This is a genomic window from Pseudomonas sp. B21-051, from assembly GCF_024748795.1.
Classification (GTDB): Bacteria; Pseudomonadota; Gammaproteobacteria; order Pseudomonadales; family Pseudomonadaceae; genus Aquipseudomonas; species Aquipseudomonas putida_A.
Map to the genome: position 1 here is coordinate 4,694,782 of NZ_CP087166.1, position 17,546 is coordinate 4,712,327.

Annotated in this window: 14 protein-coding genes; 4 read left to right on the plus strand and 10 right to left on the minus strand. The window is 59.8% G+C overall.

What is annotated here, in order from left to right; translation table 11 throughout:
* Position 1: 1 nt before the first annotated feature.
* Positions 2-3,031 (plus strand): multidrug efflux RND transporter permease subunit, encoded by a 3,030-nt coding sequence (locus tag LOY52_RS21050; protein WP_258675850.1) that lies wholly within the window; start codon positions 2-4, stop codon positions 3,029-3,031.
* A gap of 199 nt (positions 3,032-3,230) precedes the next feature.
* Here the strand turns inward: LOY52_RS21050 and LOY52_RS21055 are convergent, their stop codons facing one another.
* The 5 genes from LOY52_RS21055 to colR form a co-directional block, all read right to left on the minus strand.
* Positions 3,231-3,458, minus strand: a complete 228-nt coding sequence (locus LOY52_RS21055; RefSeq protein WP_025111684.1) for a hypothetical protein — start codon at positions 3,456-3,458, stop codon at positions 3,231-3,233.
* A 2-nt stretch (positions 3,459-3,460) separates the two neighbouring features.
* Positions 3,461-4,174, minus strand: a complete 714-nt coding sequence (locus LOY52_RS21060; RefSeq protein WP_258675851.1) for a lipopolysaccharide kinase InaA family protein — start codon at positions 4,172-4,174, stop codon at positions 3,461-3,463.
* 4 nt (positions 4,175-4,178) lie between these two features.
* Positions 4,179-4,847: a class I SAM-dependent methyltransferase gene (locus LOY52_RS21065; protein WP_258675852.1), complete on the minus strand. Its 669-nt coding sequence runs from the start codon at positions 4,845-4,847 to the stop codon at positions 4,179-4,181.
* 303 nt (positions 4,848-5,150) lie between these two features.
* Entirely contained in the window at positions 5,151-6,425 is a 1,275-nt protein-coding gene (locus tag LOY52_RS21070) for a HAMP domain-containing sensor histidine kinase (protein ID WP_123588606.1), read from the minus strand.
* Positions 6,415-7,098 (minus strand): two-component system response regulator ColR, encoded by a 684-nt coding sequence (colR, locus tag LOY52_RS21075; protein WP_007964011.1) that lies wholly within the window; start codon positions 7,096-7,098, stop codon positions 6,415-6,417. The genes LOY52_RS21070 and colR overlap by 11 nt, the downstream gene beginning before the upstream one ends.
* A 203-nt stretch (positions 7,099-7,301) precedes the next feature.
* On the opposite strand from colR, the gene LOY52_RS21080 reads away from it, so the two are divergent.
* Positions 7,302-9,251: an LTA synthase family protein gene (locus tag LOY52_RS21080; protein WP_258675853.1), complete on the plus strand. Its 1,950-nt coding sequence runs from the start codon at positions 7,302-7,304 to the stop codon at positions 9,249-9,251.
* Positions 9,252-9,508: 257 nt separating this feature from the next.
* On the opposite strand, the gene groL is transcribed toward LOY52_RS21080, so the two are convergent.
* The 4 genes from groL to LOY52_RS21100 all read right to left on the minus strand — a co-directional run bounded on the left by groL (position 9,509) and on the right by LOY52_RS21100 (position 13,030).
* Positions 9,509-11,155 carry a chaperonin GroEL gene (gene groL, locus LOY52_RS21085; RefSeq protein WP_007964008.1) on the minus strand — a complete coding sequence of 549 codons (1,647 nt, stop codon included), beginning with the start codon at positions 11,153-11,155 and terminating at the stop codon, positions 9,509-9,511.
* A 49-nt stretch (positions 11,156-11,204) separates the two neighbouring features.
* Positions 11,205-11,498 (minus strand): co-chaperone GroES, encoded by a 294-nt coding sequence (locus LOY52_RS21090; RefSeq protein WP_258675854.1) that lies wholly within the window; start codon positions 11,496-11,498, stop codon positions 11,205-11,207.
* Between the two features lie 258 nt (positions 11,499-11,756).
* A complete protein-coding gene (locus tag LOY52_RS21095) occupies positions 11,757-12,233 on the minus strand; it encodes an FxsA family protein (RefSeq protein ID WP_003227687.1) in 477 nt (158 codons plus the stop codon).
* Positions 12,234-12,298: 65 nt separating this feature from the next.
* On the minus strand, positions 12,299-13,030 hold the full coding sequence (locus LOY52_RS21100; RefSeq protein ID WP_258675855.1) for a HugZ family protein: 732 nt from the start codon (positions 13,028-13,030) through the stop codon (positions 12,299-12,301).
* Between the two features lie 144 nt (positions 13,031-13,174).
* Here LOY52_RS21100 and LOY52_RS21105 point away from each other — a divergent pair, with 144 nt between their 5' ends.
* Positions 13,175-13,933 (plus strand): SDR family oxidoreductase, encoded by a 759-nt coding sequence (locus tag LOY52_RS21105; protein WP_258675856.1) that lies wholly within the window; start codon positions 13,175-13,177, stop codon positions 13,931-13,933.
* 135 nt (positions 13,934-14,068) lie between these two features.
* Here the strand turns inward: LOY52_RS21105 and apbC are convergent, their stop codons facing one another.
* Positions 14,069-15,163 carry an iron-sulfur cluster carrier protein ApbC gene (gene apbC, locus LOY52_RS21110; protein ID WP_258675859.1) on the minus strand — a complete coding sequence of 365 codons (1,095 nt, stop codon included), beginning with the start codon at positions 15,161-15,163 and terminating at the stop codon, positions 14,069-14,071.
* A gap of 223 nt (positions 15,164-15,386) precedes the next feature.
* Here apbC and metG point away from each other — a divergent pair, with 223 nt between their 5' ends.
* Positions 15,387-17,438 (plus strand): methionine--tRNA ligase, encoded by a 2,052-nt coding sequence (gene metG, locus LOY52_RS21115; RefSeq protein ID WP_258675861.1) that lies wholly within the window; start codon positions 15,387-15,389, stop codon positions 17,436-17,438.
* Positions 17,439-17,546 lie beyond the last annotated feature (108 nt).

Genomic DNA, 17,546 nt, shown 5'->3' on the forward strand with positions numbered 1-17,546 from the left:
CATGGCTTTTACCGATCCGTTCATCCGCCGCCCGGTGCTCGCCACCGTGGTCAGCCTGCTGATTGTGCTGCTGGGTTTCCAGGCCTGGAGCAAACTGCCGCTGCGCCAGTACCCGCAAATGGAAAACGCCCTGATCACGGTGACCACCGCCTACCCCGGGGCCAACGCCGAGACCATTCAGGGTTACATCACCCAGCCGATGCAGCAAAGCCTGGCCAGCGCCGAGGGCATCGACTACATGACCTCGGTCAGTCGCCAGAACTTCTCAGTGATATCGATCTACGCGCGCATCGGTTCCAACACCGACCGTTTGTTCACCGAACTGCTGGCCAAGGCCAATGAGGTGAAGAACAAACTGCCGCAGGACGCCGAAGACCCGGTGCTGAGCAAGGAATCGGCCGACGCCTCGGCGCTGATGTACATCAGCTTCTTCAGCAAGGACTTGAGCAACCCGCAGATCACCGACTACCTGTCGCGGGTGATCCAGCCGAAACTGGCGACCCTGCCGGGCATGGCCGAGGCGGAGATTCTCGGCAATCAGGTATTCGCCATGCGCCTGTGGCTCGACCCGGTGAAGCTCGCCGGTTTCGGCCTCAGCGCCAGCGACGTGACCAACGCCGTGCGCCAGTACAACTTCCTCTCCGCCGCCGGCGAGGTGAAGGGCGAGTACGTGGTCACCAGCATCAACGCCAACACCGAACTGAAGTCCGCCGAAGCCTTCGCGGCGATTCCGCTCAAGGTCAGTGGCGACAGCCGGGTGCTGCTCAGCGATGTCGCCCGGGTCGAGATGGGCGCGGAAAACTACGATTCGATCAGCTCGTTCGGTGGCACGCCGTCGGTGTACATCGGCATCAAGGCCACACCGGGGGCCAACCCGCTGGACGTGATCAAGGAAGTGCGCAAGCTGATGCCGGAGCTGGAAGCGCAATTGCCGCCCAACCTCAAGAGCGAGATTGCCTACGACGCCACCCAGTTCATCCAGGCCTCGATCGACGAAGTGGTGAAAACCCTGTTCGAAGCGGTGCTGATCGTGATTGTGGTGGTGTTCCTGTTCCTCGGCGCGTTGCGCTCGGTGGTGATCCCGGTGGTGACCATCCCGCTGTCGATGATCGGCGTGATGTTCTTCATGCAGATGATGGGCTACTCGATCAACCTCCTGACCCTGCTGGCGATGGTGCTGGCCATCGGTCTGGTGGTGGACGACGCGATTGTGGTGGTGGAGAACATCCACCGGCACATCGAGGAAGGCAAGACGCCGCTTGAGGCCGCACTGGAAGGTGCGCGGGAAATCGCCATGCCGGTGGTGTCGATGACCATCACCCTGGCGGCGGTGTATGCGCCGATCGGCTTCCTCACCGGACTGACCGGGGCCTTGTTCAAGGAGTTCGCCCTGACCCTGGCCGGCGCCGTGGTGATCTCAGGGATCGTCGCCCTGACCCTGTCGCCGATGATGTGCGCCCTGCTGTTACGCCACGAAGAAAACCCCAGTGGTCTGGCACACCGCCTCGACCGCATTTTCGACAGCCTCAAACGCCGCTACCAGAGCGTGCTCCACGGCACATTGAACACGCGGCCGGTGGTGCTGGTATTCGCAGTGATCGTGCTGTGCCTGATCCCGGTGTTTCTCAAGTTCACCAAGTCGGAACTGGCACCGGATGAGGACCAAGGCATCATCTTCATGATGGCCACCGCCCCACAGCCGACCAACCTTGATTACCTGAGCACGTACACCGACGAATTCATCAAGATTTTCAAGGAGTTTCCGGAGTACTACTCCTCGTTCCAGATCAACGGCTACAACGGCGTGCAAGCGGGCATCGGTGGCTTCCTGCTCAAGCCGTGGAACGAGCGCAGTCGCACGCAGATGCAGATCCTGCCCGAGGTGCAGGGCAAACTGGCGAGTATCCCCGGCCTGCAGATTTTCGGTTTCAACCTGCCCTCCTTGCCCGGCACCGGTGAAGGTTTGCCGTTCGAATTCGTCGTCAATACCGCCAACGACTACGAATTGCTGCTGCAAGTGGCGGACCGGATCAAGAAACGTGCGATGGAGTCCGGCAAGTTCGCCTTCGTCGACCTCGACCTGGCGTTCGACAAACCGGAAGTGGTGGTCGATATCGACCGTGCCAAAGCCGCGCAGATGGGCGTGTCGATGCTCGACCTGGGCGGCACCCTGGCGACGCTGCTGGGTGAGGCGGAGATCAACCGTTTCACCATCGAAGGCCGCAGTTACAAAGTGATTGCCCAGGTCGAGCGACCGTACCGCGAAAACCCCGGCTGGCTGAACAACTACTACGTGAAGAACACCCAGGGCGAGCTGCTGCCGCTGTCGACCCTGATCAAGGTCAGCGACCGGGCGCGACCGCGCCAGCTCAACCAGTTCCAGCAACTCAACGCGGCGAAGATTTCCGGATTCCCGCTGGTCAGCATGGGCGAAGCCATCGACACCGTGCTGCAGATCGCCCGCGAAGAAGCGCCAGCCGGGTTTGCCTTCGACTATGGCGGCGCCTCGCGCCAGTACGTGCAGGAAGGTAGCGCTCTGTGGGTAACCTTCGCCCTGGCGCTGGCGATCATTTTCCTGGTGCTGGCGGCGCAGTTCGAAAGCTTCCGCGATCCACTGGTGATTCTGGTGACGGTGCCGCTGTCGATCTGCGGTGCGTTGATTCCGCTGTTCCTTGGCTGGTCGAGCATGAACATCTACACCCAGGTCGGGCTGGTGACCCTGATCGGGCTGATCAGCAAGCACGGGATCCTGATCGTCGAATTCGCCAACCAATTGCGCAAGGACAAAGGCCTGACCGCGCGCGAAGCGGTCGAGGAAGCGGCGGCGATTCGTTTGCGCCCGGTGTTGATGACCACGGCGGCGATGGTGTTCGGCATGGTGCCGTTGATTCTGGCGACCGGCGCGGGCGCCGTGAGCCGGTTCGATATCGGGATGGTGATTGCCACGGGGATGTCGATCGGCACGTTGTTTACGCTGTTCGTGCTGCCATGCATCTACACGCTGCTGGCAAAGCCCGATCCCAAATCATGACCCTGACCATTCCTCTAGCCCTATCCCTGTAGGAGCTGCCGAAGGCTGCGATCTTTTGCTCTTGATCTTGAAAACAGAGAGCAAAAGATCGCAGCCTTCGGCAGCTCCTACAGAGTGAATTTGTATCAAAGGGGATTTTGTATTCATCCATAAAAAAAGGCCTCGCATCTGCGAGGCCTTCATTTTGGCTTCAATCGGTTCAACTCTGTGGCCTCATCCCTTGAGAAAGTCCGAACATGAACAACAACAGATCATGGTCAGGTTTAGTCGCCACGGAGGCTTTCGCCACCCGTGGTACTGCGCAGTGAGCATCGCCTGTGGTAGCACCGATCACCTGCATGCGGGGCTGCTCCCAGGCCGCCACCGCCAATGAAGCAACTGCCAAGGCTCCAACCAAAAACAAACCTCGTGCAATTTCGAGTTTCATCGCTATAAACCTTTGATAGCGCTGCCAAACGCCGTCTCATAAAAGTAGACGAGTTTTTTCCAGTCCGTGTCGCTGAACGACGAATGGCGACGCAATTGCTTCATGTCATGGGAGGCCGCGCGATAAGCGGTCAGACGCTGGCGGCACTTCTCCAGATCGATCAATGCCACTTCGACCTCGGCCGAATCACCTTCGCCGGTCACCCGTACAAAAACGTGTTTGATGTAGATACAGCTGTGCTGCCAACGGCCCTTGTGCATGCGCGCGAGGTTTTCGGCCAGGTCTTTGAGGACGCGCTCGTAAACGGCTTCGCCATATTGGGCACGGCCGCCGGCGGCTTCCCACTTCTCGAGTTCGTCGAAACCGTCCAGCGACTTGGTCACCAGCAGCGCACGCCACTTGTGTTGCGGATCTGGCTGCGCACCGCAGAAGACGATTTGCGGGACGCGTACGCCGAGGCGGCTGACACCGGTCAGGGCATCCAGCTCACGCAAGACTGTCGGCCGGCCGAAAGGATGCAGCCAACTGCGATAGATATGTCCGGTCTGGCGCTTGGCATACAGTAACTGGCCGTCACGGCCCACGACTCGTTGCACACCACTTTCCCCGCCACGGCGCACGTTGGGTTCTTCCACCCATTCACCGCGCTGGTTCCAGTAGTAATCGAAGCGATCCTGGGGAGCGACTTCCGTTTCTGCTGCTATTTGCACCGCCATCCTGTTACCTCTTGCGTAATACGTAGACCCGCCACATGGCATACAGCGGAATAAAATCCAGTTGTTCCTGAATGCGAAAACCTGCCGCTTCAAATTCTTTTTCTACTGTCACAGTCGGTAACACAAACCGGTTCTGGTAACCTTCCTGCCCACGGCGCTGCTCGGCGCGTTTGCGTTTCCAGGCCTTGAAATTACCGTCCACCCACAACGAAATGATCACGCTGTCACGGGTGACACGCTCGAATTCGCGCAAAATCGTCCGTCGATGTTCGGCTTCACCGATGTGATGCAGCAAACGCATACAGAAAATGCTGTCGACGGCGTTATCCGGCAAGGCAATGTCGAACGCTGACGTGTGCAAAGGTTGTACCCGTTTCACCACATCAGCCGGTTGCGCCTGCATCGCGGTCTTGATCATAGACTCGGAATTGTCCGCGCCAATGATCACCCGATTGGGTTTTTCCGCCAGCAACGGCCAGAAGCGTCCTGCACCGCAGGGCAAATCCAGCACCAACCCCGGCTCGCCCGCCAGCGTCAACGCCTTGCGGGCCAATTGCTCATCCCGCCAATGTGACAACCGACGACCGAGACCGTCCTGGTGCTTGCGCAAATATTTTTGTGCATGCTGGTCATCATACTTTTCGGAAAAATCGAGCTTGATCGGACTGCTCATTTCAGGACTCCTGAATAACTGATGCCCCTACCATAGGTAGTGGCATGTCAGCGTCAGGTCGTCCCTTTGTGAAAATTACGTCAGGTAAACCGGCAAACTATTACAGGGTTTTACAGGGAGAAAGCAATAGCGCGGGGCCATCAGCTGAATCCGGCGGCCACTGATGATTCAATACTGCCGTTCAACCCCCTTCGCGAGCAGGCTCGCTCCCACCTTTGTACCGCAGATCTCTGTGGGAGCGAGCCTGCTCGCGAAGGCGTCATCAAATACCAGCACTCAGGGCGCGGCCGCTTGGGTTGGGGTTCAACGCTGACCCAGCGTTACCTCGAAACGGCAGCCATTGGGCTGCATGGTGCTCAACGTCACCTCCCAGCCCTGGTTCTCGCAGATCCGCTGCACCAGCGACAAGCCCAGGCCCAGGCCTTCGCCGCGCTTTTCATTACCGCGCACGAAGGGCTGGAACATGGCCTCACGTTTTTCCTCGGGAATGCCGACACCCGAATCTTCGACGACGAATCCATTGTCGTTGAGCGTCAGGCGGATGAAGCCCTGCTCGGTGTAGTGGCAGGCGTTGCGCAGCAAATTGCCCATGACCGCGCTGAGCAGAGTCGCGTTGAAGCGAGTGTCCGGCGGATTGCCCGGCTCGAACATCAGCCGCAGCCCTTTCGATTCGATCGGTTCACGCCAGATACTCAACAAGCCATCGGCCACCTGGCTGATGTTCTGCTGCGGCGCTGAACCCGCGTCTTCGCGCTGGGCGCGGGCGAGCATCAGGAAAGTCTGCACCAGTTCGCGCATTTCTTCGCTCGCGCGGGCGATGCGCTCGACCTGGGCACGACCGCGCTGATCAAGCCCCGGATTTTCCAGCAGCAGTTCGCAGGAACTGGCCAGCACCATTAACGGCGTGCGCAGTTCGTGGCTGACATCGCTGGTGAACAGCCGCTCGCGAGTCAGCGCCTGACGCAGGCGACCAAGCGTGGCATCGAACGCCACCGCCAGTTCGCCGACTTCGTCAGCCGCATAGTCCGGCGCCAGCGGCGGCGCCAGACCGAGCAACTGATCGCGATGCCGTACTTGCCGAGCCAGGCGCACCACCGGTGCCATGACTTTGCGCGCCAGCACCCAGCCGAGGAATACCGCCAGCGCCAGACTGAGCACAAAGCCCACCAGCACCACGGCAAACAGCACGCGTTCACGTTCTTCGAAATCGCTTTGATCCTGCAGCAGGACATAGCGACGACCGTCGACGATCTCGACCATCGCGTGATACGACAGCTGCTCGCGGAACACTTCGTGGAAACCGGCATCGAGGTGACGCAGATCCTTGGGCAGCTCGAAATCGCCCGGACCACCACTGAAGTAGAACAGTTGATCCGGTTCCGGGCGATGGCTCCAGTCCGAGACGTTGTCCATCAGCAGCAGACGCTGCAGGTCGCCGCCCAGCCCCGCCGAAATCAGTTTCTCCTCCACCAGGTGCACGGTCGCGACGATGCCCATGGCGAAGGCCCCGGCCACCAGCGCACTCATCAGCGCAAAGGCGATGATGATCCGCTGGGAAAGGCTTTGCTTAAACTCCATCACGCCCCTCGGCCAGGCGGTAACCCACGCCGTGCACGGTTTGCAGCAAGGGTTTGGCGAATGGCTTGTCGATCACCTGACGCAATTGGTGGACGTGGCTGCGCAGACTGTCACTGTCCGGGCAGTCATCGCCCCACAGCGCTTCTTCGAGAATTTCCCGGCGCAGGACATGCGGACTCTTCTGCATCAAGACTGCCAGCAGCTTGAGGCCGACCGGGTTGAGCTTGAGCAGCTTGCCCTCGCGGGTCACTTCCAGCGTGTCGAGGTCGTAGGTCAGGTCACCGACCTGCAACGCACGGCGGCCGCCGCCCTGGGTGCGACGCATCACGGCTTCGATGCGTGCCGCCAGTTCCGACAGCGCAAACGGTTTGACCAGATAATCGTCGGCCCCGGACTTGAAGCCCTGCAGGCGGTCGTCCAGTTGATCGCGGGCGGTGAGCATGATCACCGGCGTATCGCGTCGAGCGTCTTCACGCAGGCGCTTGCACAGGGTGTAGCCGTCAATGCCCGGCAGCATGATATCGAGCACGATCAGGTCGTAATGCTCGGTGGCAGCCAGATGCAGGCCCGACAAGCCGTCCTGGGCGCAATCGACGGTATAGCCTTTGAGCCCCAGGTAATCGGCCAGGTTGGCCAGGATATCGCGGTTGTCTTCGACCAATAGAATTCGCATTGGCATCTCCTCCGTACACAGTGACGGCCGTCATGGCCCGCGCAGCTTAAGGCCAACGCCGTTTCAGGGCTAGGGCCGACAGGCGTGCAAATCAATTTGCCCAGGCAAATTAAATGTTTAACAAAGTTTTCACTATCGATTCACAACCTGACTACAGTGACGCCGCGAAACTCGCGCGCCATTGATATAAGGAAAACTAGACAATGGACCCTCTCAAGACCGCGCCCGTGCGCTTTCTGCTGCTCATCACCGGCGCCTGGCTGGTCATCTTTCTTCTGACTCGAGCGGTACTGCTGCTGACTCACCTGGATGAGGCCGGCGGCTTCGCCCTGTCGGTGTTCGGCATCGGCGCGCTGTACGACCTGGGTTTCCTGGCCTATGCGGCATTGCCGATGGGCTTGTACCTGCTGCTCTGCCCGCCGGGGCTGTGGCGGCGTCGTGGACATCGCGGGTTCCTGCGCGCCCTGCTGACCATCAGCCTGTTCGCCATGCTGTTCGTGGCGGTGGCTGAATGGCTGTTCTGGGACGAGTTCGGCGTGCGCTTCAACTTCATCGCCGTCGATTACCTGGTGTATTCCGACGAAGTGCTGAACAACGTCCTCGAGTCGTACCCGATCGGCAAACTGCTGAGCCTTCTCGCGGTACTGGCCGTGGTGATCAGTTTTGCCTTGGGCAAGCCGTTCAATGCCGCCATGAATGCGCCGCTGCCAGCGCTGCGCGGGCGTCTGCTCAGTGCCTTGGGCCTGTTGATCGTCGCGGGCCTGAGCCTGCAACTGCTCAGCCAGGACGCCCCGCGTGCCCAGGGCGGCAACGCCTACCAGAACGAACTGGCCAGCAACGGTCCGTATCAGTTCTTCGCCGCGTTCCGTAACAATGAACTGGACTACACCCAGTTCTACAAGAGCCTGCCGGCAGAAAAAGTCGCCAGCCAGATCCGCGCCGAGCTGAGCGAAAGCGACGCGCGCTTCATCGGCAAGGATCCACAGGACATTCGCCGGGTGATCGACAACCCGGGCACCCCGCGCAAGCCGAACATTGTACTGGTGACCATCGAGAGCCTCAGCGCCAAGTACCTGGGCAGCAATGGCGACGGTCGCAACCTGACGCCAAACCTTGACGCCTTGCGCAAGCAGAGCCTGTACTTCAATAACTTCTACGCCACCGGCACCCGCACCGACCGCGGTCTGGAAGCGATCACCCTGGCCATCCCGCCGACACCTGGCCGCTCGATCGTCAAGCGCATCGGCCGTGAAAGCGGTTTCGCCAGCCTTGGCCAGCAGTTGAGCGCGGTGGGTTACGACAGCGTGTTCGTCTACGGCGGGCGTGGCTACTTCGACAACATGAACGCGTTCTTCAGCGGCAACGGCTATCGCGTCGTCGACCAGAGCAGCGTCGATGAAGCCGAGATCCACTTCAAGAACGCCTGGGGCATGGCCGACGAAGACCTGTATCGCCAGACCCTGAAACTGGCGGATGCCGACTACGCCAAACAGCAACCGTTCCTGCTGCAACTGATGACCACCTCCAACCATCGTCCTTACACCTACCCGGACAACCGGATCGACATCAAGTCCGGTAACGGCCGCGATGGCGCGGTGAAGTACACTGACTACGCCATCGGCCAGTTCCTCGAGCAGGCGCGGCAGAAGCCGTGGTTCGACAATACGATCTTCATCTTCGTCGCCGACCACACCGCAGGCAGCGCCGGCAAAGAAGACTTGCCGATCGCCAACTACCAGATCCCGCTGTTCATCTACGCGCCGAAAATGATCGAAGCTCGCGAGAGCGCGCAACTGGCGAGTCAGATCGATCTGGCGCCGACGCTGCTGGGCTTGCTCAACCTGGATTACACCTCGACGTTCTTCGGTCGCAACCTGCTGCAGGACAACCCGCTGCCACCGCGTGTGGTGGTCGGCAACTATCAGCATCTGGGTCTGTTCGACGGCAAGGATCTGGCGATCCTCAGCCCACGCCAGGGCTTGCGCCGGCATGACGACGCATTGACCGAGAGCCGCGAGTCGCGGGTCAGCAGCGACGATCCGCTGGTCAGCCGGGCGATTGCGTATTACCAGGCGGCCAGTTATGGCTTCAAACAGCAGTTGTTGAGCTGGAAGCCTGTGAAGGACAGCACTGTCCAGGTCAGCGAACAGTAACTGTCAATAGAAACGCCCCGGGCTGATGCACCGGGGCTTTTTTTGCGCAACCGGTTATCACAGGCAATCCAGGTCCCAATGTGGGAGCGAGCCTGCTCGCGAATGCGCTGTATCAGTCACAGATGTAGTGACGGTGTGATTGCTTTCGCGAGCAGGCTCGCTCCCACAGGGGACGGTGTGAAGCTTGAAATCCAGGCAATAAAAAACCCCGCCTGCTCATCGCAGGCGGGGTTTTTCGTCACAGGGGTAAGGCTGGCTTACATCATGCCGCCCATGCCACCCATGCCGCCCATGTCTGGCATACCGCCGCCAGCCGAGCCTTCTTTCTTCGGTGCATCAGCAACAGCCGCTTCGGTGGTCAGGATCAGACCGCCGATCGAGGCTGCAGCTTGCAGAGCGGAACGGGTTACCTTGGTTGGGTCCAGGATGCCCATTTCGATCATGTCGCCGTATTCGCCCGAAGCAGCGTTGTAACCGAAGTTACCTTTGCCGTTCTTCACTTCGTTGACGACTACGCTTGGCTCGTCGCCGGAGTTGGCAGCGATCTGGCGCAGCGGCGCTTCAACAGCGCGACGCAGCACAGCGATACCGACGTTCTGGTCAGCGTTGTCGCCGGTCAGTTCGGTCAGGGCTTCCAGAGCACGGATCAGCGCAACGCCACCGCCAGGTACCACGCCTTCTTCAACGGCTGCACGGGTCGCGTGCAGGGCGTCTTCAACGCGGGCCTTCTTCTCTTTCATTTCAACTTCGGAACCAGCGCCAACCTTGATCACTGCAACGCCGCCGGACAGCTTGGCCAGACGCTCTTGCAGTTTTTCACGGTCGTAGTCCGAGGAAGTTTCGGCAACCTGGGCGCGGATCTGAGCGATACGGGCTTCGATGTCACCTTGTACGCCAGCACCGTCAACGATGATGGTGTTTTCCTTGGACAGGGTCACGCGCTTGGCGTTACCCAGGTGCTCCAAGGTGGTGCTTTCCAGGCTCAGGCCGATCTCTTCGGAGATCACGGTACCGCCGGTCAGAACGGCGATGTCCTGCAGCATGGCCTTGCGACGGTCGCCGAAGCCTGGAGCCTTGACGGCTGCAACCTTGACGATGCCACGCATGTTGTTCACGACCAGAGTCGCCAGGGCTTCGCCTTCAACGTCTTCGGCAACGATCAGCAGTGGACGGCCGGCTTTGGCAACGGCTTCCAGCACTGGCAGCATTTCGCGGATGTTCGAGATCTTTTTGTCGACCAGCAGGATCAGCGGGCCGTCGAGCTCGGCAACCATGGTGTCCGGCTTGTTGACGAAGTACGGGGACAGGTAGCCACGGTCGAACTGCATGCCTTCTACAACCGACAGTTCGTTTTCCAGGCCCGAGCCTTCTTCAACGGTGATCACGCCTTCTTTACCGACTTTTTCCATGGCTTCGGCAATGATGTCGCCGATGGAGTTGTCGGAGTTGGCGGAGATGGTACCTACCTGAGCGATAGCCTTGGTGTCAGCGCATGGCTTGGACAGGGCTTTCAGCTCTTTGACGATCGCGATGGTCGCTTTGTCGATACCGCGCTTCAGGTCCATCGGGTTCATGCCGGCAGCGACGGCTTTCAGGCCTTCGTTGACGATCGATTGAGCCAGAACGGTCGCAGTGGTAGTACCGTCACCAGCGTCATCGTTGGCACGGGAGGCAACGTCTTTGACCAGCTGCGCGCCCATGTTTTCGAAGCGATCTTCGAGTTCGATTTCTTTGGCGACGGAAACGCCGTCCTTGGTGATGGTCGGAGCGCCGAAGCTCTTCTCGAGGATCACGTTACGGCCTTTCGGGCCCAGGGTCGCTTTTACCGCGTCAGCCAGAACGTTGACGCCTTTGAGCATCTTGGAGCGGGCGGCATCGCCGAACTTAACTTCTTTAGCAGCCATGATCGATATTCCTTAAATACTTTGTAGTAACGGGAAAATGAGCGGGAAATCAGCCTTCCAGTACAGCGAGAATCTCGTTCTCAGCCATTACCAGCAGGTCTTCGCCGTCGACTTTCACAGTGTTGCTGCCGGAGTAAGGACCGAACACAACCTTGTCGCCGACTTTAACGGCCAGCTCACGCACTTGTCCGTTTTCCAGAACCTTGCCTGGGCCTGCAGCGACGATCACACCGTGGTTGGCTTTTTCAGCAGCCGAACCTGGCAGGACGATACCGCCAGCGGTTTTCTTTTCTTCTTCGCTGCGACGGATGACGACGCGGTCATGCAGAGGACGAAGCTTCATTGTCGATCTCTCCTAATTGTGGTTTTCATCGGCCGGTGTAGTCCCGGCGGGTTTAACAAATCCGGCCTGCGCCGGTTGCGGTTCGTCGAGCGAACCGCGGAAGTCTGTCCGGCTTGAATGCCGGAAACCTTTCGGTGACCGATACATAAGGGCGCATAAGCTGATTACAAGGGCGGGGGCAGAAAATTTTTCATCATTTGCCCCTTGAATGCCGCGCATAAACAAACGGCACCCGAAGGTGCCGTGTCGATGCAGGGGTTACTTGCTGTCGCGATGTTCGAACTCGCCTTCGATCACATCACCCTCGCGGCCAAGAGGCTGGCGCGGTGCAGGACCGCCACGGGGTTGCAGGTCATCGGCGAAGGCCCGCTGACGCATCGCCTGTTCTTCGGCGCGCTGGCGCATTTTATTGGCCAGCAGACGACGGGTGAATGGCAAAAGCATCACCAGACCGACCACGTCGCTGACGAAGCCCGGCAGGATTAACAGGCCACCGGCCAGTGCCAGCATCAGGCCTTCGAGCATGGTCTGTGCGGGCAACTCACCGCGATTCAGGCTTTCACGGGCACGCAGGGCGGTGGCCAGACCGGCGACGCGCAGTACGAATACACCGAACATCGAGCCGAGAATGATCAGCAGCAGGGCCGGGAAAAACCCGATCGCCCCTGCCACTTTGACGAATACGAACAGCTCCAGCACCGGAAACAGCAGAAAGAGCAACAAAAAAGGGCGCATCAAAGATTCCTCAACGCAAGAAATGCCTTGCAGTAAGCCTTAGATGACGTCGCCCTTTCGTGAATTCAAGCGTCGGCCACCGCATTTTTTGGCCAGACCTCGGCGTGAGCCAGAAAAACCAAGGCTTCGCGCACTTGTATCGGCGTATGACAAGGCGCTGGAAACGGCAGCCAGTACAACGCCTGACCGATGCGCAAGTGCATGCCTTCGCTGTCGATTCCGGCCAGATGCGCCGGTACGGTTTTCGGCAGGCCGGTCAGCTCAACGTAATGGGCGATGGCTTTGGCGTGATCGCTGTTCATGTGCTCGACCATGCTGATTTCCGCCTTGCCGGCGAACGGGTTGGCCAAGGTCAGTTGATCGACCCAGTGAATCGCGCCGAAACCGCCGATGTAGCGGTGACGCACCGGATTGAGCACCCAGAAATCAAAATCGTGGGCCTTGTGGTAGTTCTGCGAGTCGGGGAAATACCGGTAATAACGCTCGGCCGCGGCTTCGATGGCAGCCGGCTCTTCGAGCTTCTGCGCTTCGGCCAGATAGGTCAGACGACCAACGGCCTGCACGTCGTCGGCCTCGCGCTCGCCCACCAGCAGCGAACATTTCGGATCTTTCTGCAGGTTGTGGGTGTGCTGGGCGATGCGGCTGATCAGGATCAGCGGGCGGCCCTGCTCATCCAGGCAATACGGCACCACCGAGCCGAACGGGAAACCGGGCATCGATTTGGAGTGGGTGGACAATACGCCACGGTATTCCTTGAGAAGCAATTCTCGGGCATTCTTGGCCGCTTCAACGCTCAATTTATGACTCCTTAAATAGAATCCGTCGAAAAAACGGACAGGCGCCTGGGGATAAGTCCCGGTCACGCCATCAGGCAATGCTCATGTGCAGATCGAGCGTCGCCAATAACAAAAACCACTCAGACCGGCTATCGGGGCATGCGAATGCAACTCAACGACAAAGTAATCATTATCACCGGCGGTTGCCAGGGTTTGGGCCGTTCCATGGCCGAGTATTTCGCCGGCAAAGGCGCGAAGCTCGCGCTGGTCGACCTCAATCAGGAAAAACTCGACGACGCGGTGGCCGCCTGCAAGGCCAAGGGCGTCGAGGCGCGCAGCTATCTGTGCAACGTTGCCAATGAAGAACAGGTTGAGCACATGGTCGCGCAGGTCGCCGAAGATTTCGGCGCGATCCATGGCCTGATCAACAACGCCGGGATCCTGCGTGACGGCCTGCTGCTCAAGGTCAAGGACGGCGAAATGACCAAGATGAGCCTGGCCCAATGGCAGGCAGTGATCGACGTCAACCTGACCGGCGTGTTCCTGTGCACCCGTGAAGTGGCGGCGAAAATGGTCGAGCTGAAGAACGGCGGCGCGATCATCAACATCTCTTCGATCTCCCGCGCCGGTAACGTCGGCCAGACCAACTACTCTGCCGCCAAGGCTGGCGTGGCCGCAGCCACTGTGACCTGGGCCAAGGAACTGGCGCGCTACGGTATTCGTGTCGCGGGCATTGCACCAGGCTTCATCGAAACCGAGATGACCCTGGGCATGAAGCCGGAAGCGTTGGAGAAGATGACCTCGGGTATCCCGCTCAAACGCATGGGCAAGCCGGAAGAGATCGCCCATTCGGCGGCGTATATCTTCGAGAACGGCTATTACACCGGGCGGATTCTGGAGATGGATGGCGGTTTGCGGATCTGACTGCCAATCAGAAACCAATGTGGGAGCGAGCCTGCTCGCGAAAGCGGTGGATCAGACAACTCATCGGTTGAATGACACGCCGCATTCGCGAGCAGGCTCGCTCCCACAGTGTGTCCTGAGTTTACAAAAAAGACCTCAATCGTCACTGATGCTGATATTAGGCATCGCCGGTGTCGCCGCTTCCTGCAACACAATGCGCGCGCCGACGTGGCGGGCCAGTTCCTGGTAGACCATGGCGATCTGGCTGTCCGGTTCGGCGATCACCGTTGGCTTGCCGCCATCGGCCTGCTCGCGGATCAGCATCGACAGCGGCAGCGAGGCCAGCAGTTCGACGCCATATTGGGTCGCCAGTTTCTCGCCGCCGCCCTCACCGAACAGGTGTTCGGCATATCCGCAGTTCGAGCAGATGTGCACCGCCATGTTTTCCACCACACCCAGCACCGGAATGTTGACCTTGCGGAACATTTCCACGCCTTTGCGCGCGTCCAGCAGCGCCAGATCCTGCGGGGTAGTGACGATCACCGCACCGGCCACCGGGACTTTTTGCGCCAGGGTCAGCTGGATGTCGCCGGTGCCTGGCGGCATGTCGATGACCAGATAATCCAGGTCGCCCCACGCGGTTTGCGTAACCAGTTGCAGCAGTGCGCCGGAGACCATCGGCCCACGCCAGACCATCGGCGTATTGTCGTCGGTCAGGAACGCCATCGACATGACTTCGACACCGTGGGCCTTGAGCGGCACGAACCACTTCTGATCCTTGACCTCGGGGCGGGTGCGCTCGGGGATGCCGAACATGATGCCCTGGCTCGGGCCATAGATGTCGGCGTCGAGAATCCCCACCTTGGCGCCTTCGCGGGCCAGCGCCAGCGCGAGGTTGGCCGCCGTGGTCGATTTGCCCACACCGCCCTTGCCCGAAGCCACGGCGACCACATTCTTGACGTTGGCCAGCCCCGGGATCTGGGCCTGGGCCTTGTGCGCGGCGATCACGCTGTTGACCTCGACCCTGGCGATCGTCACTCCATCGAGGTTTTCGATGGCCAGTTGCAGCAACTGTGCCCAGCCGCTCTTGAACAGACCGGCGGCGTAACCGATTTCCAGCTGCACGTTGACGCGATCACCGACGATCTCGATGTGCTTCACACAACCGGCGCTGACCGGGTCCTGGTTCAGGTAGGGGTCGGTGTATTGGCTGAGGACGGCTTCCACCGCTGCGCGAGTGACGGCACTCATGGGCAACTCCGATAACAAGACTGGGAAAAATGATGAGTATCGTACCTGAAAAGATCGCAGCCTTCGGCAGCTCCTACAGGAGATCGGCGTACAACTGTAGGAGCTGCCGCAGGCTGCGATCTTTTCTGTCTGCTCATCCAATGAAACAGGTGCACAGGGTGAAAAATATGCGCCAGCGCTTTATAGTGGCCGACCTCCGTTTCATCAAGTAGCGAAGCCCCACATGTCCGAACCACGCAAGATCCTCGTCACCAGCGCCCTGCCCTACGCCAACGGTTCGATCCACCTTGGCCACATGCTGGAATACATCCAGACCGATATGTGGGTGCGCTTCCAGAAGCATCGCGGCAATCAATGCATTTATGTCTGCGCCGACGACGCCCACGGTTCGGCGATCATGCTGCGCGCGGAAAAGGAAGGCATCACCCCGGAACAACTGATCGCCAATGTGCAGGCTGAACACAGCGCCGACTTTGCCGAGTTCCTGGTCGATTTCGACAACTTTCACTCCACTCACGCCGAAGAAAACCGTGAGCTGTCGAGCCAGATCTACCTGAAGCTGCGCGACGCAGGGCATATCGCCCAGCGCTCGATCACTCAGTATTTCGACCCGGAAAAGAAAATGTTCCTGGCCGACCGCTTCATCAAGGGCACCTGCCCGAAATGCGGCACTGAAGACCAGTACGGCGACAACTGCGAAAAATGCGGTGCGACCTACGCCCCGACCGATCTGAAAGACCCGAAGTCAGCCATCTCCGGCGCCACTCCGGTGCTCAAGGATTCGCAGCACTTCTTCTTCAAGCTGCCAGACTTCCAGCAGATGCTGCAGACCTGGACCCGCAGCGGCACCCTGCAGGACGCCGTGGCCAACAAGATCGCCGAGTGGCTGGACGCCGGCCTGCAGCAGTGGGACATCTCCCGCGATGCGCCGTACTTCGGCTTCGAGATCCCGGACGAGCCGGGCAAGTATTTCTACGTGTGGCTGGATGCGCCGATCGGCTACATGGCCAGCTTCAAGAACCTGTGCAACCGCACGCCGGAGCTGGACTTCGACGCGTTCTGGGGCAAGGACTCCACCGCCGAGCTGTACCACTTCATCGGCAAGGACATCGTCAACTTCCACGCCCTGTTCTGGCCTGCCATGCTCGAAGGCGCCGGCTTCCGCAAGCCGACCGGGATCAACGTGCACGGCTACCTGACCGTCAACGGCCAGAAGATGTCCAAGTCCCGTGGCACTTTCATCAAGGCCCGTACCTACCTGGATCATCTGTCGCCGGAATACCTGCGTTACTACTACGCGGCCAAACTGGGCCGTGGCGTCGATGACCTCGACCTGAATATCGAAGACTTCGTGCAGAAGGTCAACTCCGACCTGGTCGGCAAAGTGGTCAACATCGCCAGCCGTTGCGCCGGTTTCATCCACAAGGGCAACGGCGGCCTGCTGGTCGACAATAATGCTGCGCCAGAGCTGACCGAGGCCTTCCTCGCCGCAGCACCAGGCATTGCCGACGCCTATGAAGCCCGCGACTTTGCCCGCGCCATGCGTGAAACCATGGCCCTGGCCGACCGCGCCAACGCCTGGATCGCCGACAAGGCCCCATGGTCGCTGAACAAGCAGGAAGGCAAGCAGGATGAAGTCCAGGCGATCTGCGCCACCGGCATCAACCTGTTCCGCCAACTGGTGATCTTCCTCAAACCGGTGCTGCCACTGCTGGCCGCCGACGCCGAGGCATTCCTCAACGTCGCCCCGTTGACCTGGAACGACCACACCACGCTGCTGGCCAACCATCAGCTCAATGAATTCAAGCCGTTGATGACCCGCATCGACCCGGTGAAAGTGCAAGCCATGACCGACGCCTCGAAAGAAGACCTGACCGCCAGCCAGACCGACACCGGTGCCGCCGCGCCTGCGGGCAACGGCGAACTGGCCAAGGATCCGCTGTCGCCGGAAATCGACTTCGACACCTTTGCTGCTGTCGACCTGCGCGTGGCTTTGATCGTCAAGGCTGAACACGTGGAAGGTGCCGACAAGCTGCTGCGCTTGACCCTGGACATCGGTGACGAGCAGCGCAACGTATTCTCCGGGATCAAGAGCGCTTACCCGGATCCGTCGAAACTCGACGGTCGCCTGACCATGATGATTGCCAACCTCAAACCACGGAAAATGAAGTTCGGTATTTCCGAAGGCATGGTGATGGCAGCTGGCCCTGGCGGTGAAGAAATCTACCTGCTGAGCCCGGACAGCGGCGCCAAGCCGGGTCAACGCATCAAGTAAGACCCAGCGCTTAAACGATCCCACAGGCATGTTCTGCAGGCCTGTGGGATTTTTCATATCTGGCCCGCCCATCGCGGGTGCCGGATAATGCCTAACCTTAAGTGACAC